The 25277-nt window shown below is 42.3% G+C and carries 22 protein-coding genes and 1 pseudogene; 15 read left to right on the top strand and 8 right to left on the bottom strand.

Features of this window, described 5'->3' with window-relative positions:
* The first annotated feature begins 73 nt into the window (after nt 1-73).
* From CQA40_RS11590 to CQA40_RS11425, 7 genes and pseudogenes are all read left to right on the top strand, one after another.
* Complete coding sequence (locus CQA40_RS11590) at nt 74-202, top strand: hypothetical protein (protein WP_258864477.1); 129 nt, start codon at nt 74-76, stop codon at nt 200-202.
* A gap of 206 nt (nt 203-408) precedes the next feature.
* Nucleotides 409-642, top strand: coding sequence for an AbrB/MazE/SpoVT family DNA-binding domain-containing protein (locus tag CQA40_RS05720; RefSeq protein ID WP_115519955.1), 234 nt, complete (start codon nt 409-411; stop codon nt 640-642).
* Between the two features lie 3 nt (nt 643-645).
* The gene (gene mazF, locus CQA40_RS05715) at nt 646-1005 is read left to right on the top strand and encodes an endoribonuclease MazF (RefSeq protein WP_115519954.1); all 360 of its coding nucleotides are present in this window, start codon (nt 646-648) and stop codon (nt 1003-1005) included.
* Nucleotides 1006-1185: 180 nt separating this feature from the next.
* Entirely contained in the window at nt 1186-1587 is a 402-nt protein-coding gene (locus CQA40_RS05710) for a hypothetical protein (protein WP_115519953.1), read from the top strand.
* Complete coding sequence (locus CQA40_RS05705; RefSeq protein ID WP_115519952.1) at nt 1584-2105, top strand: TIR domain-containing protein; 522 nt, start codon at nt 1584-1586, stop codon at nt 2103-2105. Before CQA40_RS05710 ends, CQA40_RS05705 begins: the two co-directional genes overlap by 4 nt.
* Nucleotides 2106-2107: 2 nt before the next feature.
* The gene (locus tag CQA40_RS11430) at nt 2108-3574 is read left to right on the top strand and encodes a restriction endonuclease subunit S (protein ID WP_220271898.1); all 1467 of its coding nucleotides are present in this window, start codon (nt 2108-2110) and stop codon (nt 3572-3574) included.
* A gap of 24 nt (nt 3575-3598) precedes the next feature.
* A pseudogene (locus CQA40_RS11425) lies at nt 3599-3808 on the top strand (restriction endonuclease subunit S); the annotation flags it as partial.
* Between the two features lie 8 nt (nt 3809-3816).
* Here the strand turns inward: CQA40_RS11425 and CQA40_RS05690 are convergent.
* Nucleotides 3817-4314 carry a DUF4411 family protein gene (locus tag CQA40_RS05690; RefSeq protein ID WP_115519951.1) on the bottom strand — a complete coding sequence of 166 codons (498 nt, stop codon included), beginning with the start codon at nt 4312-4314 and terminating at the stop codon, nt 3817-3819.
* The gene (locus CQA40_RS05685; RefSeq protein ID WP_181882849.1) at nt 4314-5438 is read right to left on the bottom strand and encodes an ImmA/IrrE family metallo-endopeptidase; all 1125 of its coding nucleotides are present in this window, start codon (nt 5436-5438) and stop codon (nt 4314-4316) included. The genes CQA40_RS05690 and CQA40_RS05685 overlap by 1 nt, the downstream gene beginning before the upstream one ends.
* A 94-nt stretch (nt 5439-5532) precedes the next feature.
* On the opposite strand from CQA40_RS05685, the gene CQA40_RS11420 reads away from it, so the two are divergent.
* From CQA40_RS11420 to CQA40_RS05665, 4 genes are all read left to right on the top strand, one after another.
* A complete protein-coding gene (locus CQA40_RS11420) occupies nt 5533-5952 on the top strand; it encodes a type I restriction-modification system subunit M N-terminal domain-containing protein (protein WP_115519949.1) in 420 nt (139 codons plus the stop codon).
* Entirely contained in the window at nt 5861-7165 is a 1305-nt protein-coding gene (locus tag CQA40_RS05675; RefSeq protein ID WP_309544450.1) for an N-6 DNA methylase, read from the top strand. Before CQA40_RS11420 ends, CQA40_RS05675 begins: the two co-directional genes overlap by 92 nt.
* Nucleotides 7166-7325: 160 nt before the next feature.
* Entirely contained in the window at nt 7326-7889 is a 564-nt protein-coding gene (efp, locus tag CQA40_RS05670) for an elongation factor P (protein WP_115519947.1), read from the top strand.
* Between the two features lie 224 nt (nt 7890-8113).
* Nucleotides 8114-8812 (top strand): acyloxyacyl hydrolase, encoded by a 699-nt coding sequence (locus CQA40_RS05665; RefSeq protein WP_147290170.1) that lies wholly within the window; start codon nt 8114-8116, stop codon nt 8810-8812.
* 93 nt (nt 8813-8905) lie between these two features.
* Here the strand turns inward: CQA40_RS05665 and CQA40_RS05660 are convergent, their stop codons facing one another.
* Nucleotides 8906-10348 (bottom strand): HNH endonuclease signature motif containing protein, encoded by a 1443-nt coding sequence (locus CQA40_RS05660; protein WP_115519945.1) that lies wholly within the window; start codon nt 10346-10348, stop codon nt 8906-8908.
* A gap of 157 nt (nt 10349-10505) precedes the next feature.
* Between CQA40_RS05660 and CQA40_RS05655 the strand changes: the two genes are divergently transcribed.
* Together CQA40_RS05655 and CQA40_RS05650 are read left to right on the top strand one after the other, a co-directional pair.
* Complete coding sequence (locus CQA40_RS05655; protein ID WP_115519944.1) at nt 10506-11300, top strand: DJ-1/PfpI family protein; 795 nt, start codon at nt 10506-10508, stop codon at nt 11298-11300.
* A gap of 89 nt (nt 11301-11389) precedes the next feature.
* Nucleotides 11390-12022: a flavodoxin domain-containing protein gene (locus tag CQA40_RS05650; RefSeq protein ID WP_147290169.1), complete on the top strand. Its 633-nt coding sequence runs from the start codon at nt 11390-11392 to the stop codon at nt 12020-12022.
* A gap of 498 nt (nt 12023-12520) precedes the next feature.
* Here CQA40_RS05650 and CQA40_RS05645 read toward each other — a convergent pair whose 3' ends face one another.
* From CQA40_RS05645 to CQA40_RS05635, 3 genes are all read right to left on the bottom strand, one after another.
* Nucleotides 12521-12808: a hypothetical protein gene (locus CQA40_RS05645; RefSeq protein WP_115519942.1), complete on the bottom strand. Its 288-nt coding sequence runs from the start codon at nt 12806-12808 to the stop codon at nt 12521-12523.
* Nucleotides 12809-12944: 136 nt separating this feature from the next.
* A complete protein-coding gene (locus CQA40_RS05640) occupies nt 12945-16079 on the bottom strand; it encodes an efflux RND transporter permease subunit (RefSeq protein ID WP_115519941.1) in 3135 nt (1044 codons plus the stop codon).
* A gap of 148 nt (nt 16080-16227) precedes the next feature.
* Complete coding sequence (locus tag CQA40_RS05635) at nt 16228-17460, bottom strand: efflux RND transporter periplasmic adaptor subunit (RefSeq protein ID WP_115519940.1); 1233 nt, start codon at nt 17458-17460, stop codon at nt 16228-16230.
* 424 nt (nt 17461-17884) lie between these two features.
* On the opposite strand from CQA40_RS05635, the gene CQA40_RS05625 reads away from it, so the two are divergent.
* Together CQA40_RS05625 and CQA40_RS05620 are read left to right on the top strand one after the other, a co-directional pair.
* Nucleotides 17885-18763, top strand: a complete 879-nt coding sequence (locus tag CQA40_RS05625) for a phosphatase PAP2 family protein (protein WP_115519938.1) — start codon at nt 17885-17887, stop codon at nt 18761-18763.
* Nucleotides 18764-18818: 55 nt separating this feature from the next.
* Nucleotides 18819-21446, top strand: coding sequence for a heavy metal translocating P-type ATPase (locus tag CQA40_RS05620; RefSeq protein ID WP_115519937.1), 2628 nt, complete (start codon nt 18819-18821; stop codon nt 21444-21446).
* A gap of 78 nt (nt 21447-21524) precedes the next feature.
* Here the strand turns inward: CQA40_RS05620 and CQA40_RS05615 are convergent, their stop codons facing one another.
* Both CQA40_RS05615 and CQA40_RS05610 read right to left on the bottom strand, forming a co-directional pair.
* On the bottom strand, nt 21525-23984 hold the full coding sequence (locus tag CQA40_RS05615) for a TonB-dependent receptor domain-containing protein (protein WP_115519936.1): 2460 nt from the start codon (nt 23982-23984) through the stop codon (nt 21525-21527).
* Between the two features lie 448 nt (nt 23985-24432).
* Entirely contained in the window at nt 24433-25215 is a 783-nt protein-coding gene (locus CQA40_RS05610) for an outer membrane beta-barrel protein (protein ID WP_181882848.1), read from the bottom strand.
* Nucleotides 25216-25277: the final 62 nt, after the last annotated feature.

Genomic DNA, 25277 nt, shown 5'->3' with positions numbered 1-25277 from the left:
GCCACGCTACTAAATGAGCTAAACACTACGCTAATATGGGCACTCATCGGGGGAGTAAAGGCGAGTTAGGGAAATGTATCGCCGTCATTGCGAGAAAATCCACAAGGATTTTCGTCGCAAAACAAGGCGAAGCGCAGTTTCTTTAGTAATCCGCCGTGCCGTCATTGCGAGATTTGCTTGCAAACTCACTAGCGATTTGTAGTGTGCGCCGTATCAGCACTCGCCCACACTTATGAGTCCACAAAATCTAGCACAAATTCTAGAATCCACTCCTATCAAAATCTTGCCAAAAGCACTTCTTTTTGATATACTTTTGTTTATACTTTTGAAATGTATCGTAAAGCAAAAGCCAAAAATGCACAATACACAAAGCCAAAAAACTATAACATAAAAACCTAAGGAGACCAAATGCAAACCCTCCAAACCAATGTAAAAAAATGGGGTAACTCCCTTGCTATCCGCATACCAAACGCTATCGTAGAAAATCTAAAACTCAATGACAACACCCCCCTAGACATAAAAATCTCAAAAAACAAAATAATCCTAAGCAAAAAAGAAGAGCTCTCGCACTTGCTAGGCAAAATCAACGATGATAACCTACACACCGATGATTTTTCCACCCCCTGTGGCAAAGAGTGGTAAGCGATGCCATCACGCATACCAAAAGCCCTTTCAAAAGCATACACACCAAAGAGGGGCGATATTATCTGGCTAGACTTTGACCCACGAAGCGGGCACGAGCAAGGGAGAATGCGACCCGCCCTAGTGCTAAGCCCAGAGGAGTATAACTCCAAAAGCGGACTTTGCCTAGCTATGCCTATCACAAGCAAAGTCAAAGGCTATCCCTTTGAAATCGCGCTAAAAAGCAAAAAGATTGATGGCGTAATCCTAAGCGACCACATAAAAAGTCTAGATTTTAGGGCGCGAAACGCACGATTTTGCGACAAGGTAGATAGCGACACACTACAATGCGCCCTACACAAACTCTCACTTTTGCTATTCTAACCACATAGCGACAAGCCAACGGCTCGGCGTAGCAATCCACGCCTTTATTTGTCATTGCGAGGCAGTGGCTTTAGCCACAACGAAGCAATCCAAAAATCTCACACAAAAGCCAAAATCACTCCCTTGCCAAACGAGCGTATTTTATAATATAATTTCGCTTTTTAAAAACAAGGATTCACTATGTCCCAAGAAAAGCTCAAATTTTTAGAATTTATCCAAAATATCATCACGCGAATGAACACAAACTCATTTCAAATCAAAGCAATGTGCATCGCCATTATTTCAGCCATTTTTGCCATATATGCCACGACACAAAATCCACATATTATTTTAATCGCATTTATTCCCTTAGTGATTTGCTGTTTTTTAGATATGTATTATTTATTGCAAGAGAGGCGATTTCGCGCACTATACAACGACATATTAAAAAAGCACAGCAAAATAAAAGATTTTGATTTAAGTGCTTTTTGCAATTATCACAAAGGCTTTTTCTCTTATCTCAAAGTATTTTTATCAGTATCTATTTGGCTTTTTTATGTATCAATAGCATTGTTTAGCCTTATATTGTGGTGCGTGATATGAAAAAGGTATTTTATAGTTTTCATTACGCGCTAGATAATTGGCGCGTAAATCAGATTCGCAATATGGGCATTGTAGAGGGACAGCGAATCTGTGAGCCAAACGAGTGGGAGGACATAAAGCGCAAAGGCGATAAAAATATCGCAAAATGGATAGATAGCAGTATGCAAGATTGCGATTGTGTCATCGTGCTAATCGGTGAGCAAACACACACAAGAAAATGGATAAAATACGAAGTCAAAAAAGCAAAAGAGCTAAACAAGCCCATTTTTGCAATCTTTATACACAAGCTAAAAGATTCTAATAGCAAAACAAGCAAAAAGGGCAAAAATGTATTTGGTATCAAGGCTTATGAAGCAAAAGATTTTAGCCACATAAGCAAAAATTTAGAATCGTGGATAGATGAAAATACACCAAATAAAAAGCTATTGCTTTTTGGAATCTCTGCTTTTATGATTTTGCTTTTTCACAATCAAATAAAATCTTTTTGGAATCATTTATTAAATAAAAGTGTGGCTTAATAATGCAAGATTTCTCTAATCTCCCAAAGTCGTGGCAAGTTAAAACACTTGGCGAAGTTTGCGACATTATTTCAAAAGGTGCAACGCCCAAAATCCAAAACAAAACAGCCGATAAAAATAGCGCACTTTTCTTAAAGGCAGAAAATGTAACTAAAAATGGCTGTGTGAATTTTGATAATGTTAAATTTATAGATTACAAGACACATACAACAACATTAAAGCGTTCTATGCTCAAAAACTTGGATATTTTGATTACTATTGCGGGAAGTCTTGCTCGTTGCGCTGTTTTAGAAATCAAACCAAATCAACAAATAAATATAAATCAAGCTGTTTCATTTGCTAGACTAAAAGATACAAGCAAGGTAAATCCGTATTTTGTCAAGTATTTTATTATGAATCCAACAATGCAATTATATTTATTATCAAAAGCTAAAACAACCGCCGTGCCAAATTTAACGCTAGAAATAATACGGGACACCAAAATCCCCATTCCACCATTAGAGATTCAAAGGCGCATTGTCAAAAGGCTTGATGAGGCGTTTTCTCGAATCAAGAACGGCACAAAGCACCTAAAATCTGCCAAAGACAATCTCACCAAATACAAGCAAAGTCTGCTAAAATCCGCATTTAATGGCACACTTACGCAGGATTGCCCCCTATCGCTAGGCAAATCCACAGCCGAATCGTCATTACGAGAAAATCCGCAAGGATTTTCGTGGCAACCCACACATTCATTGTCGCAAGGCGAATCCACAACGAAGCAATCCATAAACACCCACCCCCTAGCCCCCTCCGCAAGGGAGGGGGAACAAGAGGACTGCCACACCTCAAAAGTCCCCTCCATCTGCGGAGGGGATTTAGGGGTGGGTAGCACTCGCACTCATAAGGTTGTGGATTGCCACGAATCGCTACGCGATTCTCACAATGACGAAAATTCCCCCTCATTTGCAGGTGGGCAAGGTATCAAAAATTCCCCCTCCCTTGCGGAGGGGGCTAGGGGGTGGGTAAGTCCTCTTAACGATAATGCTTTGGATTGCCACGCCGACAAGTCGCCTCGCAATGACGATAAGGATTTGCTCAATGGTGAATCGGCGAATCTCCCACAAGGCTGGACAATCAAAACACTTGGCGAAGTTTGCGAAATAAATCCCAAAAACAAACTTGATGATAACTTAGAAGTTTCATTTATTCCTATGAATTTGATTTTGGATAAATTTCAAAATAAATTTTCATACGAGACAAAAATTTGGAAGAATATTAAAAAAGGATACACGCATTTACAAAATAATTGCATTGCACTTGCAAAAATAACGCCTTGTTTTGAAAATGGAAAATGTGTGATATTAGATGATTTAAAAAATGGCTATGGCGCAGGAACAACAGAGATTATTATTCTATTGCCAAACACGCAAAAAGTATTTATAAAATACATTTTTTATTTTTTGAATACTCAAAATTTTATCGAGTAAGGCAAAAGAAATTTTAAAGGCACAGCGGGGCAGCTAAGAATTAGCACAGATTTTGTATCTAATTGCAAAATCCCCATTCCACCATTAGAGACACAAAGGCAAATCGTGGCGATTTTAGAGAGGCATTTCACTAGCGCGGATAAGGTAAGCGCGTATATCGACTCCTGCCTATCCAAAGCCAAGCAACTAAAATCAAGCCTACTCAAATCCGCCTTTGCGGGTGAATTGGTATAGTGGCAATTCTATTCTAATACAAACTTTGCTTTTTCATCACGCAAAAATTTTACAACATCTATACATTCTATGCCTAGTCTATCGCATACATTTGGGATTTTTATTTGATTTTTTGCATTATTGCCACTTTTTGCTTCTTGTGTAACGATAATGTAATTTTCTTGCAATGCTAGGGCGATGAGAAAATAATCAGCGTGTTTTGAAAAATTTGCGATTGCTTGTTGTGCATATCCCATATCTATTAGCGTTTTTGTAACCTCATTATAAGATTCTGGCGTTATGTTTTCAATAGGCAAAAAGAAATGATTGCCTTTTAGGTTTTGTCTAAAATTCTTAAGCCTTTCATCATCAGGTGTAAATTCGTCATAAACTTGTATTATAGATTTTACATTGTCTAGCTTTGAAATTTTGATTAGAAAGTCCCAAAATCCCGGACAAATATCAATAGCATAATGCCTATTAGCAGATTCTATGAAAATATTTGTATCAATTAGGTATTTTTTCACTAGCGAACCTCTAGTTTTTCAGCTAATGTATTAAAAGATTTTATGTTTTTTATATCAAGTAAATCCATAGCGTCTTTGTAGGTTTCATAGCCATTTAGTGTATCTATAATCACACTTTTGGCAAAGTTTTTGCTATTTGCAGCAGTTATATTTGAATAGTAATCACCACCAGATTTTTTTTTGATTTTTGTGATACTTGCCAAAAATGTTTCTTTAAATTCTTGATATTCATCGTTATTGGTAAGTTTGGTAAGCAGTGCTTTTGTGGCTATCGCCAATGGGCTTGCGGTATCATTGAAATATGTAGAAATGTTTTTTATGTTGTTTTCTAGGCTAATATTTTTATTCCATTGTTTTGTAAATTCATTTGTAGGTATGAGAATCTCACCCGCAATTTCATTGCATTGATATTCTTCATTTGCACCAAAATCATAAGAGCTTACACCGCTATGCTTAAGCAAAATGTGCGCTAGCTCGTGTAGCAAGGTAAAAATCTTGCCATTTATACTTGAATCATTTGAGTTTATAAAGATAAGTGGCGCATATTCGTCATAAATAGCATATCCTCTGCATTCTGTGATACTAATGGGCTTTTGTGTTTGATTTTGCGACATTCCACTTTGTTGGACTATGATATTATTGGATTCTAGTGCTTGTTTTATGTGGATAAATCTTTCGCCTTTAGATTTTTTTTTGGCACTATCAAAGTCAATTAGGATTTTGATTTCTCGTATAATATCAGCGTTAGATTTTATCTCTTTGCCATTAAGGAATTTATCATAACCATTTCTTATGAGATAGTTTCTAAACCATTCTTGCTTCTTTTTACTTGCGCCTATACAGCTCTGCAAATTAGGCGAAAAATCCCTACTATCTGCCCTAAAGTCAGGCAAAGCATTTTCTATCTTTGGAAACTCTGGCAAAAATAGATAGGCAAAGGGGATATTTTTGCAATTTGCAAGTTTTATGAGTTTATCAGTAGCAACCTCAATAGAATCTATGGAATTACTTATAAAGTCATTGAATTGCTTTATTTGCTTTGCACTTTTAAAAACTTTAACAATCTCATCTTGTGAAAATGCTAGTTTTTGGATAGTAGCGATATGGTTGCTATGCAATATCATTGCAATTCCCTTCATATAGAGCTTACGCTTTGATTGTAGTGTTTTTTTGCTAAAATAACCATAAAATTATTCCATAAATAGACAAGGACTCATAATGAATCCACAAAACCTAATCGCCAAAGTCTGGGACTATGCAAATATATTGCGTGATAGTGGGGTTAGCTACACCGACTATGTGGCGCAGCTAAGCTACCTGCTATTTTTAAAAATGGAGAGTGAAATAGCGAGTGTAAATCCTAGCGCGGTGTCAATGATACCAAGCGAGTTTCGCTGGGAAGTGCTAAAAAGGTTAGACGGCTTAGAGTTAGAGAGTGCGTATAGCAAGGCACTAGCGGAATTGTCAAAGCAAGGCGGAATCGTAGGCACGATTTACCAAAAAAGCCCAAAACAAAATCACCGAACCCGCCAAACTAAAACGGCTAATAAGCCTAGTAGATGGCGAGACTTGGCTGGGACTAAGTGTCGATGTCAAAGGCGCGATATACGAGGGGCTTCTCGCCAAAAACGCGACTGAAACAAAGGCGGGTGCGGGGCAGTATTTCACCCCGCGTGTGCTGTGTGAAAGCATAGTGCGCCTTATGCGCCCCACGCCACAAATGAGTGTGTGCGACCCTGCGTGTGGCACGGGTGGCTTTCTACTTGCGGCTTATGCCTATATGAAAGCCCAAAGCAACGATAGCGAGGTGCTTCGCGCATTGCGTGAGGATAAGCTCTATGGCAAGGACATAACGCCACTTGTGGTAAGCCTATGTGCGATGAATCTATTTTTGCACGGGCTTGGCGTGGGGTTTGGCACGGCGGATAAATCAAGTGCGAAAGACTCCGAATCTGAATCAAGCGCGACAACGCCTAAAGATTCACAAAATCCTAAGCAAAAGCCCCAAAGGGCGTTAGTAAGCGAGGGCGATTCGCTATTAGAGCTGGGAAATGTGCGTTTTGATATGGTGCTGACAAACCCGCCCTTTGGCAAAAAGTCTAGCACAAAGATTATGGGTGAAGATGGCAGCGTGAAGCGGACAAGCGAGACATACACGAGAGAGGATTTCATCGCCACTACGAGCAATAAACAGCTGAATTTCTTACAACACATTATGAGCCTACTAAAAGTGCGTGGCAAAGCCGCTGTGGTGCTACCTGATAATGTGCTTTTCGAGGGTGGAGCGGGAGAGAAAATCCGCAAGCGACTTTTGAGTGAGTTTGACTTGCATACGATTTTGCGCTTACCTACGGGGATATTTTACGCACAAGGCGTGAAGGCAAATGTGCTGTTTTTTGACAAATATGAGGCGTTGGCACAGGGAATGCGCACAAGCAAGGTGTGGGTGTATGACTTGCGAACAAATGTCAATCTAAGTTTGGTTAGCAATCCTTTGAGTGCGGAGCATTTGGCGGACTTTGAGAAGTGCTTTTGCGGTGGGGAAGTGCCAAAAGATTTGGGCGATTTGGGTAAAAATGCGGGGGAATTGAGCGCGTCTAATGGAGATAGCGCGGATTTTGCCACGCTAGATTTTGCCACTATGTTTGCTAGGCGCGTGGAGAGTGAGCGATTTCGCGCATTTAGTGTAGAGGAGATTTTGGCGCGAGATAAGGCAAATTTAGACATATTTTGGCTAAAAGATGAGAGCTTAGGCGAGGTAGAATCCTTGCCCACCCCGCGCGAAATCGCCACGCAGATAAAAGAGGATTTGCAAAGCGCAATAAGGGAATTTGAAAGCGTGGGAGTCTAAATAAGCGTGGGAATTTGAGTGGGTAAAACTTGGTAGCACGGGATTTCACACACGCGCTTTTCACGCAGGGGTAACCACACATTTGCGCTAGCCTTTAAACTTGCTATATTGCAAAATCTTTGTTACAATCGCGCATTTATACCAAAACAAAGGAGCAACAATGGCAATAGGAATGGGCGAGCTTAAAAAGGGCTTAAAAATCGAAATCGAGGGCGTGCCTTATCGCATCGTAGAGTATCAGCACGTAAAGCCGGGCAAGGGAGCGGCGTTTGTGCGCGCTAAAATCAAGTCATTTTTAGACGGCAAAGTGATTGAAAAAACATTTCACGCGGGCGATAAGTGCGAAGAGCCAAACATACTAGAAAAGCCTATGCAATACCTCTACCACGATGGCGATAGCTATCAGTTTATGGATACAGAGAGCTATGAGCAAACTGCGCTAAGTGCCGACCAAGTGGGCGAAGCAGCCAAATGGCTACTTGACGGTATGGCTGTGAGCGTGCTGCTACACAACGAAAAGGCGATAAGCGTGACCGTGCCTCAAATAGTCGAGCTAAAAATAGTAGAAACCCCACCAAACTTCAAGGGCGACACTTCATCTGCTGGCAAAAAGCCCGCCACTCTAGAATCTGGAGCGGTGGTGCAGATACCATTCCACATACTAGAGGGTGAGACAATCCGCGTAAATACCGAAACAGGCGAATATGTGGAAAAAGTGAAATAGGCGCGCTAGGTGTGTGGTAGCGTATCAAAATCGCGGCGTTGGTAGCACTTGGGCTTACGCATCGTGTAAAGTTTATTTTCCAAGCCAAACAATAGTTAGATTGTGTGGTGCGTGGATAAATGCGCGAAATTATAGGGTGTCGTGCGAGATTACAAGGGGACTTAAAATGAAAAAAGTTATTGCGTCATTTGTAGCACTATTTTTGACTATGCTTTACAGTGCGAGTGCACAGCACTGTAGCCCTAGCGCACACTCATCTACTATCGCCCCCCCCCCCTATAAAATCAATTCCCACAGCACAATCAACGCCTAAAATCAATAAGCAAGGCAAAGATTTTGCAGAGCAAGAAGCGCAAAAGCAAAATGTGCAAGCCAAACAACTAGACACAATAGCCCAAAATCCACCCAAGCAAAACACCACCAAGACACCCAAACAAAATCCCGCATTTAATGAAAATCTAAACGCGCTAAGAGCTGAAATAGGCTCTAGCGTGCGAAGAAACGGCTTTGAAAACCACCACAACGCGCAAATCATCTACTCACAGCCAAATCATATATTTCGCATACACGGACGGATAAATCTCGAGCTTGGTGGATTTTTGGGGTTTGGAAATGTCGCGGGAGTGGATTTATCTAGTATGAATTTAGCATTTTTAGGCATTAGTGAGGAGGCTTTACTCCCTATCTTTATGAGCCAAAAATACGGCAATATCTATGCTGGAGTGGGACTTGGAGCGTATATCAAAAGCAAGGGCGAAGTGCGCGTGATTTCAAACTTTACCTTTGGGGAGCGCGTGTTTGTAGGGTATCTGTGGAAAAAGTTTAGTAGTGAAATTTTTATCAAACACTTCTCAAACGGCACTCTAAGCAAGCCAAATGCAGGACATAATTTCTTTGGGCTTTGCTTTGGGTATGTATTTTAGATTTTTCACAAAAGCCAAAATCAAATGGTGTTTTGGTAACGCGGGCAATAAAGTGATTTCATAAATCAAAGCTAGCAAAAACTCAAAATCTAACTAGCAATAATCATCAAAAGTATCTCCACCACTCCATTTTAAGCCTTGTGCCAAAGTCCAATATTTATACGCTCCCCGCTCCTCAAAAAAGCCCCCACGATTGATATGCACAAAGAAGTTGTTTTCATAGATGATTTCCACAAGTGCAAAGTGCTTGACATTTCTCTCATCAAATTTACAAATCACAAATATAGCTTTACTACACAGAGCAAAATCTAAAACGCTTGCCAAGTTGTTTTTGTTTTGAGAAAAAAGTGCTTCTTTTTGCAAATTTTTACAATAATCCTCTAAGGGCGTGTCGCTAGCCTCTTTTGGACATAGCAAAAATTCAGTAGGCGTTACCCAAGCGCGTTGCTTGGCAATACTTGGAAACAAGGCTTGTGTGTCATAGCCTGCTATATTAAAATTTAGCTCATTTGCCACGATTTCCTGCTGTCTTGCCCTTTCTTGCTCTTGATGATTTTTTAAAGATTCCTGCTTTTCCCTTTGTCTCTCTTCTAGTTCAGGTATCAGCTCTTTGTATGTTGTCTTTTGTGCTTCTGTGATATAGCCACAATTTATATGAACAAAGAAGTTATTTTCACAAATGATTTTTAAAACCGCATAAGATTTTTTGTCCTTTGTTTTTATTTGAGAGATGACAAAAATCGCTTCTTTATTTTTACTCATCTCAAACTTTATAATACGCGATGAATTAAAATTGTTTTTTGTCAAAGTGGCGTTTCTTTTGAGGTTTTTATAGTAGTCCTCTAAAGGCGTGTCGCTAATTTGCTTTGGACATAATATAAATTCCGTAGGCGTTGTCCAATACCTCTGCACTGCTACACTTGGCGATAGGGCTTTTATGTCATAGTGATTGATTGTTTGCGGATAAATCGGCTTATAAATCCACTCGCCCATTTTAGTAGTCATTGTGGAATGTGATTTATTTTTCTGCAATGATAAATGTTGCAAGTTTTTTAGACAATTTTGCGCTTCCTCATTGCTAACTTCTCGCATCCACTCTATGCTTTTATCGCCACTTTCTAAAACCCTATTTCTTAAAATCTGCGGATTTTGCAAAAACGCCCTTATGCTCCCGCAATAATACTCTATTTTGCTCCTCGTGATTGGGTTTAGAATAGCATTTTCAAGTCTTGTCAAATATCGTAGATTTTGGGGGCGATTATTTTGGCGATTGGTGTCTATGTGGTCTGTTATATGCTCTTTTGTGGGTGGCTCTCCGTGAAAAGCAAGTGCAACAATCCTATGAATCCTAGCACTGCCTATGTAGAGATAACCATTTTGCAAATTTACTTTTCCAAAAGTCCAACGATTATCCAACTTTCGCGCTTTTTTCCCTGCTGGTGCGTGTCGCAAAACCGCTCCATTATCCCGCACGCAGTAGCACTCATTTTTATATATACATTCTTTGACTTCCACAAAATCATCTATAAGATTCATACCTGCCCCCTAGCGTGATTTTTGTAAGATTTGCTAAATTTGTATCCTTAAGTATTATATAATCAATGTGTGATTTTTACAATGCGTATTTTTGTGTAGCTAAAATTTTGCTAAATTTGGACGCGTCAGAATTTAAATTTTAAAAAGGAGAGCAAAAATGAGCAAAAAAGTGTTAGTGCCTTTGGCAAATGGGTTTGAGGAAATCGAGTTTGTAAGCATAGTGGATACTTTGCGCAGGGCACAGATAGAAGTGCTCATCGCAGGGGTGGGCGATGAGGGTAGCACAACTGGTGCAAATGGTTTGAAAACAAATAGCACGAGCGAGTGTGGCGCAAGTGCAAAAGATAGCGCAAGTGGTGCGAGTGTGGGCAGAAGCTACACAGGGGCGCACGGCATAGCCATAAGCGCGGACACAATGTTGGATAGCCTAGATTCTAGCGCGTTAGCGGGGTTTGACGGGGTGGCTTTGGCTGGTGGCTGGCAGGGAATGCTAAACCTCAAAGCAAGCCAAAAATTGCGCGAAATTTTGCGCGAGTTTAAGGCGGAGGGCAAGCTAGTAAGCGCGATATGCGCATCGCCTATCGTGCTAGATGCTGCGGGCGTGCTAAGTGGGAAATTTGCGTGCTACCCTAGCTGTGAGAAATTCGCTTATGAAGACACTAGCGCGGATTCTAGCAAGGGCTCAGATTCTGACTCTAGCGAAAATACAAGTGCAGGCAAAAGTGCGAACGACACAAGCAGAAACACCGAGAAGCCCCTAAATGGCGCATATCAGCCAAAGGCTAGCGTGGTGCGCGAGGGCAATCTCATAACCGCCGCAGGTCCCGCCACAGGAGTGCTATTTGCACTTGAAATCATAGCCTACCTGCTAGGGCAGGCACAATCCCAAAGCATAGCAAGCCAAATGCTTATCCCCTACCTCAACCACAACGCAGAGATTTTGCGAAGCTAGAAGCGCGTTTTGCCCTCGCAAAGGTTGTGCAAATATCCCAAAACCAAAACCCCTGCAAAAATTTTGCAACGATTCTAAAGACACCAAATATGGAAAATAACCATACAAATACACCAAACCACATAAATACTCCAAACAAATCGCAAAAATCCATACTCATCGTGTATAAAAGCAAGTATGGTGCGACAAAGGACTATGTCAAATGGCTAGAAAAAGCCCTAGCTAGTAGGCAAATCGCTTGCGATATATGCCAAGAGGACAAACCCCCTATCCAAGACTTTTGTGGCTATGGTGCGGTGGTGTTTGCAGGCGGGCTATATGGCGGGGAGCTAAGCATAGCCAAATCCATAAAAGACTTCGCTAGACACCTTACGCAGAGAGGCAAATCCACCCCCACACCAAACAAACTAGCCACACCTAAGCTACACTGCATACTTGTCGGGCTTAGCAGTCCGCAAGCACCTCATCAAAGCACCATAGATAAAAACTTCACACCAAGCGAGCAAGAGGGTATAGAGTTTCACTTTTTGCAAGGCAGGCTTGACTTTGGCAAGCTAGATAGTGCCGATAGGGAGCGAATGAACGCGTATAGGGAAATGCTGCGCGCTAGGGCTAGTAGGACAAGCGAGCAAGAAGCACTGCTAGAAAATGATGCAGTGGATTTTGCTAGCAAGGACTCTCTAAGGAGTGTTATTGATTCTTTGGTGGCTAAAAGCGAGTGATTCTAGCTTGACTTTGTCATAAGCGATTTAGAGATTCCACACAAAAAGGACAAATTCCGCCATTTCGTCATTGTAAGAAAATGAGCGTAGCGAGTTTTCGTGGCAATATATGTTATTTTTTGGATTGATTCGTTGTGCTTACTCACACGCCTCACAATGACAAAAAAATGCGATTTGTGATAAATCATTGCTAGTGTTTTTGCCGAAGTGTTTGGCTTTTGAAGTAAGTAACAAGTAGTATAGCCCAACCAAAAATCTTGGCTAGGCTTGTAGATTTTGCTAGAATAGGCATAGTATTCTAGCTTTTTTGCTATACGCCGAGTTCCTCCAAAATCATCTCGTGCTCTCTAAAGCGTCTTAAGTCGTTTTGCGCATCCTCAATCAAACATTCCACCTTCAACTCTTCGTAGCAGTTATCTTCGAGGACTTCACTCATTTCATCATCGCTTAAGCCCTCCAAAAACTCGTAGAATTTTTCAACGCTTGTGTTGTCTGCGATTATGTCAGTATTTTTGCGCCATTGTGCGTTCTTGCTTGTATTGTTTTGTGCTGGATTTCCCCTTTTGCTTTTCTTAATAGTTGCTCAATTAGGTGTAGTCCCAATCTATGGCTTGCGCCTTTGAGTGCTTTTTGCTCTGCCTCATACTTTCGCAACTCTGCTTGTAGGTATTCAATGTATTCTGGCATCTGTTTTTTGTATTCTGCTAGTTCAGCCTTGCTTGCTGTCTTTGTATACTCTGCAAACTCTTGTGCGTCCATAGCCCAAAGTTTTTTGTCCTTATTCATTCGCACTCCTTAAGAAGTTTGCAGATTTTACTTTACCCCATCCACCGCATAAGATTGAGCGTCCTTGTTTTGGCTAGAATCTCATCATTGTAGTGGATTGGCGTAATAATCTAGCACTAAAGCATTCATCGCTATTTTAATTGCCTCCAAACTTCGTCTTTATAATCTCGCCTAGCTTGGCGATGAAGCTCCAAAAGAGCGGGATAAAAAATATAGCGATAAATGTCGCAGCAAGCATTCCGCCGATGATTCCCGTGCCGATAGCGTGCCTTGCAGCAGCACCTGCGCCACTTGAGAGTGCTAGAGGAAGCACGCCTATGCTAAAGGCAAGCGAAGTCATCACAATAGGGCGAAATCGCAGTTTTGCCGCCTTTATGGCAGACTCCATTATGCCAAACCCATTCTCCTCGCGCAAATGCTGGGCAAACTCCACGATAAGAATCGCGTTTTTGGCACTTAGCGCGATAAGCGTAACCAAGCCCACTTGGAAGTAAATGTCGTTTTCTAGTCCGCGCACAAACACCGCCGCGCTCGCGCCAAACACCGCAAAAGGCACGGCTGTAAGCACCGCTAGAGGCATAAGCCACCGCTCATATTGCGCACACAGAATCAAAAACACAAACACAAGCCCTAGCCCAAATGCGACATAAGAGCTCCCGCTGTTTGCTTTCTCTTGGTAGCTCATTCCAGAATGTGCAATGGTGTATTCGCTAGGTAGCACTTCTCTTGCGACTTCCTCTATGGCATTTAGCGCGTCCCCGCTAGAGTAGCCATCATTTGGGCTTCCTGTGAGTTTGGCTGCGGGGAATAGATTGAAGCGCTCGATAATATCAGTATTTACGATTCGCTCAAAATCCACAAGCGCACTTATCGGCACGAGATTGCCATCGCTTGATTTGACAAAGACGCGGTTAAAGTCCTCAGGGCTTTCGCGAAATTCACTTTGGGCTTGGAGCTTGACTTGATAGGTGCGCCCATAAAGGTTAAAGTCATTGACATAGTAGCTCCCAAAGGTGCTTTGCAAGGTGGTAAAAACATCGTTGATATTGACATTAAAGGCTTTTGCTTTCTCTCTATCAAGGGTTATGAAATATTGCGGAATGCTCGCGTTTAAGTAGCTTCGCACAGACATTGGGTTTAGCTCGGGGCGTTTGCGTGCTTCAGCGACAAGCATATCAGCATTTTTTTGTAGCTCTTTTATATCGCCATTTCCGCGATTTTGGAGATAGACTTCAAAGCCCCCTGCTAGCCCCATACCCATTATCGCGGGCGGATTTATCACAAAGCCACTTGCTTCAAGCTTTGAGTTAAACTCGCCTGTAAGCGCACCAGCCACGCTAAAAGAATCCTGCCCCCTGCCTTTGCGCTCGCTCCACGGCTTTAGGCTGATAAATGTCGTAATCACATTGCTACGCACAGCTGAAGAGAGCATATCATAGCCCACTAGCATCATCACAGAACTCACATTTGGATTGTTTTGCAAAATCTCTAGCTCTTTTTGCGCCACTTGGTTTGTGCGCCATAGTGCGCTTGCAGGCGGGAGCATCACAGAGGAGATGACATAGCCTTTATCCTCACTTGGCACAAGCCCTGTGGAGAGGGATTTAAAAAGCCCAAAAGTCGCTATCAAAATCGCCACAAATATCGCTATCATCATTGTGGCACGGCGCATAGTAAAGGCGATAGTCTCGCCAAACTTGTGCGTTAGCCTATCAAAGACTTCGTTAAACTTGCGCACGGCAAGGAAAGGTGTTGGCTCTTTTTTCTTTAGGATAGAGACACAAAGCGCGGGAGTAAGCGTGAGTGCGACAAAGCCAGAGATGACGACAGACACGGCAATCGTGATAGCAAACTGCTTGTAAATCTCCCCGCTAAAGCCACCGATAAACGCCACAGGGATAAACACCGCGCAAAGCACGAGCACGATAGCAATCACAGGGCTTTGCATTTCCCCCATAGCCTTTATCGTGGCTTCTTTTACGGTCAAGTTCTCGCTTTTGTCGTGCAAGATGCGCTCTACATTCTCGATAACGATGATAGCGTCATCTACGACAATGCCGATTGCCAAAATCAGCCCAAAAAGGGTAAGGAGGTTTATAGAAAATCCAAGCGCGTAAAGCCCGCCAAACGCCCCGATAATGGAAACAGGGATAGCGATGACAGGGATAATAGTCGCGCGGAAATTTTGCAAGAAAAAATACATTATGATGATGACAAGTGCGATAGCCTCGATGAAAGTCTTTGCCACTTCTTTGATAGAGATAGAGACAAACTTTGTAGTGTCATAGCTTGTGGCATAGTGCAAGCCATCGGGGAAGTTTTTGGATAGCTCTTGGAGCTTTTTTTCTACCGCTTCAGCGGTGGCAAGCGCGTTTGCCCCGGGCTGCAAAAACACACCAAAAGATTCGCCCGTCTTGCCATTTAGCTTGGCATCGACATCGTAGTATTTCGCCCCTAGCTCAATAGTGGCGACATCTCGCACGCGCAGGGCAGAGCCATCAGAATTTGAGCGGATAATGATATTGCCAAATTCTTGTGGGGTTAGGAATCGCCCTTGCGTGTTGATAGAGTAGGTAAAAGCCACTTTGTTTTTCATCGGCTCTGCGCCAAACTGCCCTACGGCAAATTGGGCGTTTTGCTCCTTGATGACTTGGGCGACTTCTGCGGGGGTAAGGTTGTTTTGAGAGAGTTTGTCTAAATCAAGCCAAATCCTCATCGAATAAGCAGACTCCCCAAAAGTGCTTGCATCGCCCACACCGCTTACGCGCTTTAGCTCATCGACAATGTTTATCGCAGAATAGTTGTAGATAAAGAGCTGGTCGTGCGCGGGATTGTCCGAATACACGGTATATACAGCAAGTATGGTAGAGCTGCGCTTGCGCACAGTTACGCCTAGTCGCTGCACTTCTTCTGGGAGCTGGCTTAGGACTGCTTGGACGCGGTTATTGACATTGATAGTCGCCATATCGGGGTCGGTGTCGTTAGAAAAGGATACATTGATAGAGAATGTCCCGCTTGAAGTCGAGGAGGAGCGCATATAGAGCATTCCCTCCACGCCGTTTATGGAGTTTTCTAGCACGCTTGCGACCGTGCTTGCTATCACCTCCGCGCTAGCACCGCTATAAGTGGCTGATACCACCACCTCCACAGGCGTAATCTGGGGATACTCCTCCACGCCTAGCCGAAAAATACTCACAATCCCCACAAGCGTGATGATGATAGAAATCACCATAGCAAGCACGGGACGATTTATAAAAAATTTGGAAAACATCTTGGCGTCCTTAGGTTATTTTTGAGTTTATTTTTTGGGGCTTTTAAGCTCATTTTGGATTTTTGACTTCTTTTGTGGCATTTTGGATTTTGCTTTGGCTAGGTTGTAAATCTAGTTAAGATTTTGCATTATGCTACTCTTTTTGCGTTTATTTTTGGGTAGTGCTTGGTGTAGCGGGATTTTGCCCTTTTGGGGTGGTTTTTGGTGGTGGATTTGCGCTGCCTTTTGAGGTTAGTGGCATTCCCTGACTTATCTTTGTCAAATCACTTGTAACAACTATGTCTTTTGATTTTAGTCCATTGATGATAAGCACCAAGCCATTTTTTAGCATTTTGCCAAGAGTTACTCGCTCAATTTGGGCTTTGCCCTCTTTTATCACATAGACATAGCTTCCTTGCGAGTCTTGAAGTAGTGCGTTTTGCGGTATCGCTATGGCATTTTTTGCTTCAAACCCCTCTAGCTTCACACGCACAAATTCATTTGGCACAAGCGTGTATTTCTCGTTTTCAAAAATCGCTCTAGCCTTGACTGATGAGGTGTTTTGGTCTATCACAGAATCAACAAAATTTAGAGAGCCAAGCGTATCATAAAGTTTATCATTGCCCAAAATCACTTGAGCGATTATGTTGGTTTTTTCCAAATCGCGTATGTAGTAAAAATCGTTGCTAGGGATTGAAAATTCCGCATAAATGGGCGTTAGCTGTGTGAGGGTGGATAAGACATTGCTACCTTGTGCGCCTACAAGTGCGCCTATGTCGTGCCTGCGCATACCGATTCTACCTGTGAAGCTAGCTACTACCTTTGTGTAGCCTAAGTCTATTAGTGCGTCATCCAGGCTTGCTTTGGTATTATCCACATTTGCTTTGGCTGATTGGTAGTTGTATAGGGCATTGTCATAAGTATCTATGGTAAGTGCACCCTGCTTATAGAGGGCTTCTGTGCGCTCCCAATCACGCTTTGCTTTGTCTAGATTTGCTTTGGCAGAATCATACTGCGCCCTTGCCATTGTTACGCGCGCTTGATAGCGTTTGGGGTCGATTTGGAAAAGTGGCTGTCCCTCTAGGACTATGTCGCCCTCTTTGAAATTTTGACTAAGCAAGATTCCCTCTACTCGCGCATAGACATCGGCACTTTGCACGCTTTTTAGCCTTGCTGGGTATTCAAACTCTAGGGGGATATTTGCTTGGGCTATCTCTATGGTGCTGACAGGAAGTGCGCCTCTTTGGGGGTTTTTGCTACTATCGCCACAGCTAGCAAAAAACACTGCCAAAGCAAAAATGACAAACACCCCCGATAATGTGCGCAATAAGCGCAAAAAAGTGGGTTTTAGGGATTTTGCAGGATTGTATATGTATCCGTATATGTGGTTGTATAAAGGCATAGATTCTCCTTAAAAATTAAGAACTTAAAACTATATCCGCACCTTAAGAAGCGCGGACAACTTCACAGACAATTTCACAAATGGTTTTTGTCAAGCAAATGGCTTTGCAAGCCTACAAACAAACTTCTCAAATTTTTGCAAACTAGGCTTTGGCAAACAATCTTTGCAAGGCAAAACGCAGAATATAAACACGCAGAAATAAACGCGTGGGATTATAACAAAAATATGCAAACTAGATTCAAAAATAGTTGCATATACAACTATTTTTATTTTTGCGCCATTTTGTAGCTAGGCTTGTATTGATTATATATTTTGATTTTGTATAATTACGCGTTTATTTTTGAGAGAGTGAAACCCGCAAAAAGCAAGTAAAAAGCGATTTTGTTATTTTGACTTTGCGACAAATCAAATAAAGGGGCAAATAATGCGATACGCACAATCTAGCACAGCTAAGACACAAAAAACCAAAAACACCACAAAATCCAAAAAGACAATATCGCTAGTTTTTGTAGCTCTAATAAGCGTGATTTATCAGCCCTCTTATGCAAATCTGCAAAATCCACAAAGCCAGTCTACACAAAATCAATCTATGCAAAATCCACACCCAAAATCTCCAGCACAATCTAGCTCAATCTCACAAGAATCCTTAAAAAACGATACACAAAAAGATTTTCTGCAAAAAGATTCTTCGCAAAACGATTTCTCACAAACACAACTCCAAAAACAAGAAAATGAAACAAATGAAGCAAAAAGCGATGAGAAAGACACACGCTTTTTTGGCTATATCCCTAGAGAATATATGAGTCTTTTTTCAAATTCTGCACATTTTTTCCCTGCACTTGCTTTGGGTTACACGCTCATCATCAAAGACTTCATAGGATTTAGACAGCAAGCACTTGGCTACGCAGCGGTGGTGGGGGCTACTTATGCGGTGAAATACTCTCTATACTTTGCCTCTCCTTATGCCAAAGACACGCTTACCTTTGCCAAACGACCCACAAGTGATTCTTATGAAGCATTCCCTAGTGGACATACTGCTAGTGCGTTTGCAGCGGTAGGGTTTGTAGCCAAGCGATATGGAGCAAAGCTAGGGATTCCTGCTTTTATCCTAGCTGCGGCGGTGGGTGAGTCGCGTATATTGCTAGAGAAGCATACGATTTTGCAAGTGATATGCGGGGGGATTTTGGGATTTTTGCTTAGCTTTTTTTGTGCATCTCCATTTAGGAGAGTAAGCACACCAAACATACTGCCCACTTACAAAAACAAGACACTTTATAGCTTGCTAGTGCTAGTGCTTTTGTAAAATCTAAAATGCCTAGCGTGTAAGCACAGCAAAATTGCCACAAAGAATCAACCAAATGAGCCAAAAAGCTAAATGCTCGCATTGCCAACTAGAATATGACAAAGCACAGCTAAAAAAAGTCATAGAAGATTTTAGTGAGCTGTATTTTTGCTGTAATGGCTGTGAGGCCGTGTATATGCTTTTGAAGCAAAGTGGCTTGGGAGGGTTTTATGATAGGCTTGGGGGCAATACCCTCTCCCCTGTGGATTTAAGGCAGCCTAGCGCAAAGCAAGCAAACTCCATAAACTCTGCAATTTCAAGATTTAGCTACTTAGATGATGAGGGGTTTTTGGAAAAGCACACTACAAAAATCAAAAATGCACCAAAGCAAAAAGGCAAGCAATCAAGCAAGCAACAAACAAATAATCAGCAAGATTCCCCCCTGCTAGAAGCCCACTTAATCATCGAGGGAATCCACTGCGCAGCGTGTGTGTGGCTAAATGAAGCCGCACTACAAAAGCAGCAAGGAATCATAAGCGCGAATATCAACTACACAAACAACAAAGCCAAAATCGTATTTGACCCGCAAGCTATAAAGCTATCAGCTATCTTTTCTCTCATCTCTTCTATCGGCTATGAAGCGCATATCTACGACCCAAGCACGCAAGAAAATCTCCTTGCTAAAGAGAGCAAATCCTACTTCACTAGCTTCGTGGTGGGTGTGTTTTGCACGATGAGTATAATGATGGTGGCAATAGCCCAATACGCAGGGTATTTCAAAGGAATGAGTGCGGATATGAAATCCGTGCTAAACCTCATCTCTTGCTTGCTTGCTACACCTGTGCTATTTTTCACAGGGAGGGTGTTTTTTGTGGGGGCTTACTATGGAGTGAAGCAGGGCTATGTGGGTATGGATTTTTTGGTGGCGTTTGGGGCTAGCCTTACCTTTGCTTACTCGGTGTATGCGAGCTTTGCTGGGGTGGGAGAGCCTTATTTTGAAAGTGTGGCGATGATTGTGCTTTTTGTCTTTAGCGGGAAGTTTTTGGAGATTCGCGCTAGGGCTTTGGCAGGCGATAGCCTAGATAAACTTCAGCATATATTGCCCTCCGCTGTGCTAGTGGAGTCAAAGGGCGAAAATGGCGAGATTTTGCTTCACCCAAAGGATAGCAAAGAGCTAGCAAAAGATGATATTGTCCATATTCGTGAGGGGGAAATGCTACCTTGCGATGGAATAGTGCTAACTCAAGGAAGCATTGATACGCGCTCGCTAAGTGGGGAGAGTGAGCCTGTGCAAAAAGTGCGTGGAGATGAGGTGCTATCTGGCTCGATTGCGTGTGAGAGCTTTTGCTATGCAGTGCAAAAGACTTATGCAGATTCTACGATGAGCAATATCATAAAGTTACTTGAAGAAAGCCTAGAATCAAAGCCAAAGATTCAAAATCTAGCAAACGCACTATCTAAGCACTTCTCGCGCGTGGTGCTGCTTATCGCGCTATGTGGGTTTGTGTTTTGGTGGGAATATGCAGACGCGCAAAAAGCCCTAATCATCGCTATTTCTGTCATAGTGATTTCTTGTCCTTGTGCTTTGGCTTTGGCTACGCCTATTGCTAGTGTGGTGGGGATTTCACGCGGGTTTAGAGAGGGAGTGCTATTTAAGCAAGCGAGATTTTTAGAGACATTGGCAAAATGCGAGGTGGTGCTATTTGACAAAACAGGCACACTCACTCAAGGCAAACTATCTGTGAAAAAGGAGTTTGACTTTGACATTAGATGGGATTTTGGCAAACATCTGCTAGTGGATTTTCTAAGTCATTTTACTCACCCCATCGCTTTGGCACTCAAAGACTTTCTAGAGCGCAAAAATCTGCTCAAAAATGCGATTACCAAAAATCTAAAAGAAGCCAAGCAAACTTCACAGCGCGGAATCTATGGAATCTATGAGGACAAAGCTAGCAAAGTGCGCTTGCTAGGTGGCAGTCTAGAATACTTACAATCTCAAGGTGTAAGCATAAATGAAGCTAGCAAAATCGCACAAAACTACCCACAAATGAGTATCTTTGCCTACGCAGTGGAAATTGTGAAAATCACGAACGAAGTAGAAGCCATAGAAACCCACCAAAAAGACAAGTCAAACACAAGCAATGAAGCAAAATCCACAAAAACGCCACCACAAATCCACTCCCTCTACCTCCTCCAAGATAGCCTAAAAAATGGCGCAAAAGAGCTTGTAGCAAGCCTAAAAAAAGCGGGCAAAAAAGTCCTACTCATAAGCGGGGATAGGCAGTGCGTGGTAGAATCTATCGCAAAAGAGCTAGGGATAGAGAGCTACAAAGGAGCATTGCTCCCTAAAGATAAGCTAGAGATTATCCGCTCGCACAAAAATGCCGTGATGATAGGCGATGGGCTAAATGATATTTTGGCACTGCAAAGCGCGGAAGTGGGCATAGCTATGGGAGCTGGCTCTGCTATGGCTATCGCACAGGGCGATGTAGTCGTGCTAGATGATAGTCTAGAGGGAGTGGGCAGGGCATTTAGCATAGCTACGCGCACATACTCCCGCATAAAGCAAAATCTAATAATAAGCCTCGTGTATAATGCCTTGTTGATTCCGCTTGCACTTTGTGGGTTTGTTATCCCACTTGTAGCGGCACTAAGTATGAGCCTATCATCGCTTCTAGTAGTGGCAAACTCAATGAGGAAATAAAAATAAATTATTGAGAGATAAGAGGGGAGGGGGCAACTCCACCACTTATCTTTATAAACACTTAAAAAATCTAAATTCTTAAAAATCCAAAGCCAAAGTTACAAAATATCTTCTGCCCTCTTGGATTACGGGACCATAGTAGTTTACATTGGCATTTGTGTTATTGTTGTAAGTATAGCTTCTAAAGTCCGCGAAATTTGTATTTAGCAGATTATACACGCCTGCGTTTATGCGGACATTGTCGGTAACTTTGTAACCAAGTCCTAGATTAAGCACGGTAGATGGTTTGTAGTAGATTCCACCAAGTAACTCTCTAAGTGCGACTGCTTGTGCTCCTGTGCCTAAAGCAGTAGTATTTACTATGCCCTCGCGGAAATGCGCTTGCAAAAAGGCGTTAAATCTAGCGTATTGATAAGCGATTTTGCCTATGAGGTTGTTTCTAGCGGTGGTGCTAAGCGGATTGCCCTTGTTGCTTCCCGAAGTAATCTGTGAATCAATATAAGTGTAGCTTATATCCGCGCTAAATCCATAGAGTGGCTTTAGGCTTGCACTTAGCTCTACGCCTTGTGAGTATGCCCTATCTGCATTGTATGCCCTGCTACAACCACTGCTCGCCCCAGATGCAGCACACGCGCTAGAGTTTGTGCTATTTACGCTTTGAGATTCTATCTTATCACGGAAGTTTGAGTAAAAATACATTACCGAGAAATTGGCATATTTATTATCAAACACTGTGCCTATCTCGTAGTTTATAGAACTCTCTGCTTTAAGGTTAGGATTACCAATAAAGGGCAGTGCACCTTGCCTGCCATAGCCATAGACCGCATCGATAGTTTGGTTTGCATAAGGGGCTTTGTAGCCTGTGGCTACACCACCTTTTATCGCCCAGCCTTTGAAAATCTCATAGACGATATAGCCTCTAGGGCTTACATTGTGTCCAAATTTATCGTTGAAATTGTAGCGCGCACCAAGAGTTAGGGTAAGTCCGCCCCATATATTCCACTCATCTTCGGCAAATAGCGCGAAAGTATTGCGATTGTGGCTTGCAGGTGTGGCGGCTAAATCGTGGTAGTTTTCAAAGCGATATTCTGCACCGACATTGAGATAGTTTGAGCCTAGTGCAGTGTTTTCAAAAAGCGGTGCTAAAAGCCTAGAATCTACAATGACATCATTGCTAGCAATTCCGCGATTTTTGGTTACATTTGGATTTGAGCTAGAGCCTACGACAAGGCGTCCTGTATTGTTTGTGCGGATAAATTGGATAGAGTTTTTCCACGAGCCATAGGAGTAGTTGCCCTTGTGGGCAAAAGAAGCACCAAGTTTATTTACTCCTAGCCATTCTTCATAGCCACCTGTGTAGTTGCCTCCTGTGCCATTATTTGCACCTAGTGTGCCGATTTGTGCTTTTTGGTTGTCGTAAGTGGATTTTGAGTAGTCCAAATCTACAAAAAATGTGTTTTTCTCACTTGGCACATAGCTTACCCTACCACCGACATTAAACATCACATATTGCGTGCCAAAAAATGTATTTACGGGATTGCCTTTGTCATCTTTTGGCTGTTTGCTTGCTTCACGCGTAAGCTGCCTAGCTCGCAGGGTAAGCCCCCATTTTTTGCTTAAAGGACCTGTGAGGTATAGGGAGTTTTGATAAGTGTTGCCAAAGGTGCTAGATTCTGGGATTATCGCGGTGGACTGAAGTGAGCCGCTCCATTTGCGCGTGATAGGCTTTGTGATGACATTTACCACCCCTCCTAGTGCATCAGAGCCATAAAGCGTGCTCATAGGACCGCGGATAACCTCAATGCGCTCAATCGCGCTAGTAGGCGGCATAAATGTGTTATACACGCCCGTGCCTAGATTTGCTGTGGCGACATCACCGCTTGGATTTTGTCGCAAATCATCAAGTAGATAAAGTGTGTATCCTGCAGGCATACCACGAATGCTAATCGCGCTTGCGCCAAGTTTGTTGCTGGTGGATTCTAGGCTTACGCCGGGCACTTCTTTTAGTGCTTCACCCAAATCGCGATAGGGCTTTTGCTCTAGCTCCTCTTTGGTGATGACCGTTACGCTAGCTGGCGCGGTTACGATATTTTTCTCACTACCTGAAGCGGTGGATACGGTTACAGAGATTTTTTGCAACTGCTTTGCTTCTAGGGTGTCGTATTGTTTGTCTTGTGTTGTTAGGCTACTATGTTGTGAGGTTGAATTGGCAGGAGTTTGGGTAGAATCTAGGCTAGAATTTGAGTTGGATTCTTTGCTAGAATTTGAATCTGTGCTAGATTCTGTTCCCCCTGCTAGCGCGGAGGGGGTTAGGGGGTGGGTAGAATCCAAAGCAGAATCTTTAGCAGTTTGTTGCGCGGGAGTTACTCTCTCTCTCTCTCTCTCTCTCTCTCTCTCGTTGTCAGCGAGGGCGAGAGAAGTAGCTAGGCTAAGGCTTAATGTGAATGCTAGTGCTTTGCTAGAGATGTTTTGTTCTCTAGAGTTTTTTCTAGTTTTACTAGGATTTTGGATTAGCGATTTTACTTCATTGCAAATCATAAATGCTCCTTATCTTAAATAAATTTTTGTGTTTTATTTGATAGCGTCAAATAAAACTCGCGCATTATAATCATTTAAAATAAAACTGCGCTTAATTCTCACTACACTCCCAAAATGAATATCATAATGAGAGAGATTCGCTTTTGTGGGAATGTGTAAGTGTAATTTTGCAAAAAGTTAGATTTTGCTAAGTTTTGTTTAGAAAAGATTTTGTGCTATTTTTGCTAGTCAAAAGATAGAAATATCGCTCTTAGATTCCCTAAATTTGCGGAACATATCAATAATTTTTACTTTGGTAAATGAAATTTGTGAAGTGAAAATGAAAATTTTGGGAAATTTGTAAAAAATTGGTGGAAAAAAGTTTGACAAATAAAAGTGAAAAATAAGTTCTTTTATGCTTGCCTAAATCCACAAGGCAGATAACACATACAAGTCAAATAACGCAAAATCAAAATGCAAATACATAGCGGACATTGACATTCCAAGTGTTTGTGAAGTGTATGGTTCTGTTTTGGATTCCGGGCGTTGTCCTTGTGGAGTTGTGTGCTTGCAGTGGGATAAAAGGTATTTTTGCAGACACCTCTATGCTATGACTTTTTAGAAATATTCCATAAAAACCGCAATTTACCCACGCATCAAGCCCTGTGAAAGCCCCGTCTTTCATCTCATCATATAGTGCATCTTTATCTATGCCCATATTTTTCTTTGCGGAAACTATGGCTTTGTTGGTAAAGATGGTGTTGCCCCCTATGCCACCACCTGCGAAAATCCCTAGCTTAGATTCTTTGATTGTTAGGACATTGAAAAGCAAGTCCAAATTTGCACCATAGTTTAGCACCGATAGCGAGTAGTCATAGCTTAGGTTTGTGATAGTGGGAGGATTGGTTCGGTAGTTTATGATATAAAAAGAGTTGCTATCCATTGTTTGTGTGTAGTTGAGATTTGCATACACTCTTAGTCCAAACCACGAAGTAAAAAACCCTCTATATCCGCTTACTATACCGACATTTGTGCCTAGTGTGTTGCGACTATATCGGTAGTCCTCAAAGTTTACGCTACTATCAGAGCTTGTTAGCGTGATTTTGTTGTCTTGCCTATACGCGCTCACTCCTAGCTCGACACCGACAAATCCCGCGTGTGGCTTTAGGGCTTGTGTGGGTTTTGTGCTTTGTGCTTGGCTAGTGCGTGTGGGGCTGTCTACTCTTGTGCCTCGCGTAGCTCTTGTGGACACATTTGCAGGGACACTTGCTTTTGAATGTCCTAACAATCAAAGAATCTAAGCTAGGGATTTTC

It is taken from the genome of Helicobacter sp. MIT 01-3238 (genome assembly GCF_003364135.1).
Lineage (GTDB): Bacteria > Campylobacterota > Campylobacteria > Campylobacterales > Helicobacteraceae > Helicobacter_B.
Note: the sequence above shows the minus strand (reverse complement) of the source record. Positions and strands in the feature narration are given on the sequence as shown.

Coding starts and splice junctions, on each gene's coding strand:
- CQA40_RS11590 (WP_258864477.1), top strand. CDS start 74: ATGTATCGCCGTCATTGCGAGAAAATCCACAAGGATTTTCGTCGCAAA.
- CQA40_RS05720 (WP_115519955.1), top strand. CDS start 409: ATGCAAACCCTCCAAACCAATGTAAAAAAATGGGGTAACTCCCTTGCT.
- mazF (WP_115519954.1), top strand. CDS start 646: ATGCCATCACGCATACCAAAAGCCCTTTCAAAAGCATACACACCAAAG.
- CQA40_RS05710 (WP_115519953.1), top strand. CDS start 1,186: ATGTCCCAAGAAAAGCTCAAATTTTTAGAATTTATCCAAAATATCATC.
- CQA40_RS05705 (WP_115519952.1), top strand. CDS start 1,584: ATGAAAAAGGTATTTTATAGTTTTCATTACGCGCTAGATAATTGGCGC.
- CQA40_RS11430 (WP_220271898.1), top strand. CDS start 2,108: ATGCAAGATTTCTCTAATCTCCCAAAGTCGTGGCAAGTTAAAACACTT.
- CQA40_RS05685 (WP_181882849.1), bottom strand. CDS start 5,438: ATGATATTGCATAGCAACCATATCGCTACTATCCAAAAACTAGCATTT.
- CQA40_RS11420 (WP_115519949.1), top strand. CDS start 5,533: ATGAATCCACAAAACCTAATCGCCAAAGTCTGGGACTATGCAAATATA.
- efp (WP_115519947.1), top strand. CDS start 7,326: ATGGCAATAGGAATGGGCGAGCTTAAAAAGGGCTTAAAAATCGAAATC.
- CQA40_RS05660 (WP_115519945.1), bottom strand. CDS start 10,348: ATGAATCTTATAGATGATTTTGTGGAAGTCAAAGAATGTATATATAAA.
- CQA40_RS05655 (WP_115519944.1), top strand. CDS start 10,506: ATGAGCAAAAAAGTGTTAGTGCCTTTGGCAAATGGGTTTGAGGAAATC.
- CQA40_RS05650 (WP_147290169.1), top strand. CDS start 11,390: ATGGAAAATAACCATACAAATACACCAAACCACATAAATACTCCAAAC.
- CQA40_RS05645 (WP_115519942.1), bottom strand. CDS start 12,808: ATGAATAAGGACAAAAAACTTTGGGCTATGGACGCACAAGAGTTTGCA.
- CQA40_RS05640 (WP_115519941.1), bottom strand. CDS start 16,079: ATGTTTTCCAAATTTTTTATAAATCGTCCCGTGCTTGCTATGGTGATT.
- CQA40_RS05635 (WP_115519940.1), bottom strand. CDS start 17,460: ATGCCTTTATACAACCACATATACGGATACATATACAATCCTGCAAAA.
- CQA40_RS05625 (WP_115519938.1), top strand. CDS start 17,885: ATGCGATACGCACAATCTAGCACAGCTAAGACACAAAAAACCAAAAAC.
- CQA40_RS05620 (WP_115519937.1), top strand. CDS start 18,819: ATGAGCCAAAAAGCTAAATGCTCGCATTGCCAACTAGAATATGACAAA.
- CQA40_RS05615 (WP_115519936.1), bottom strand. CDS start 23,984: ATGATTTGCAATGAAGTAAAATCGCTAATCCAAAATCCTAGTAAAACT.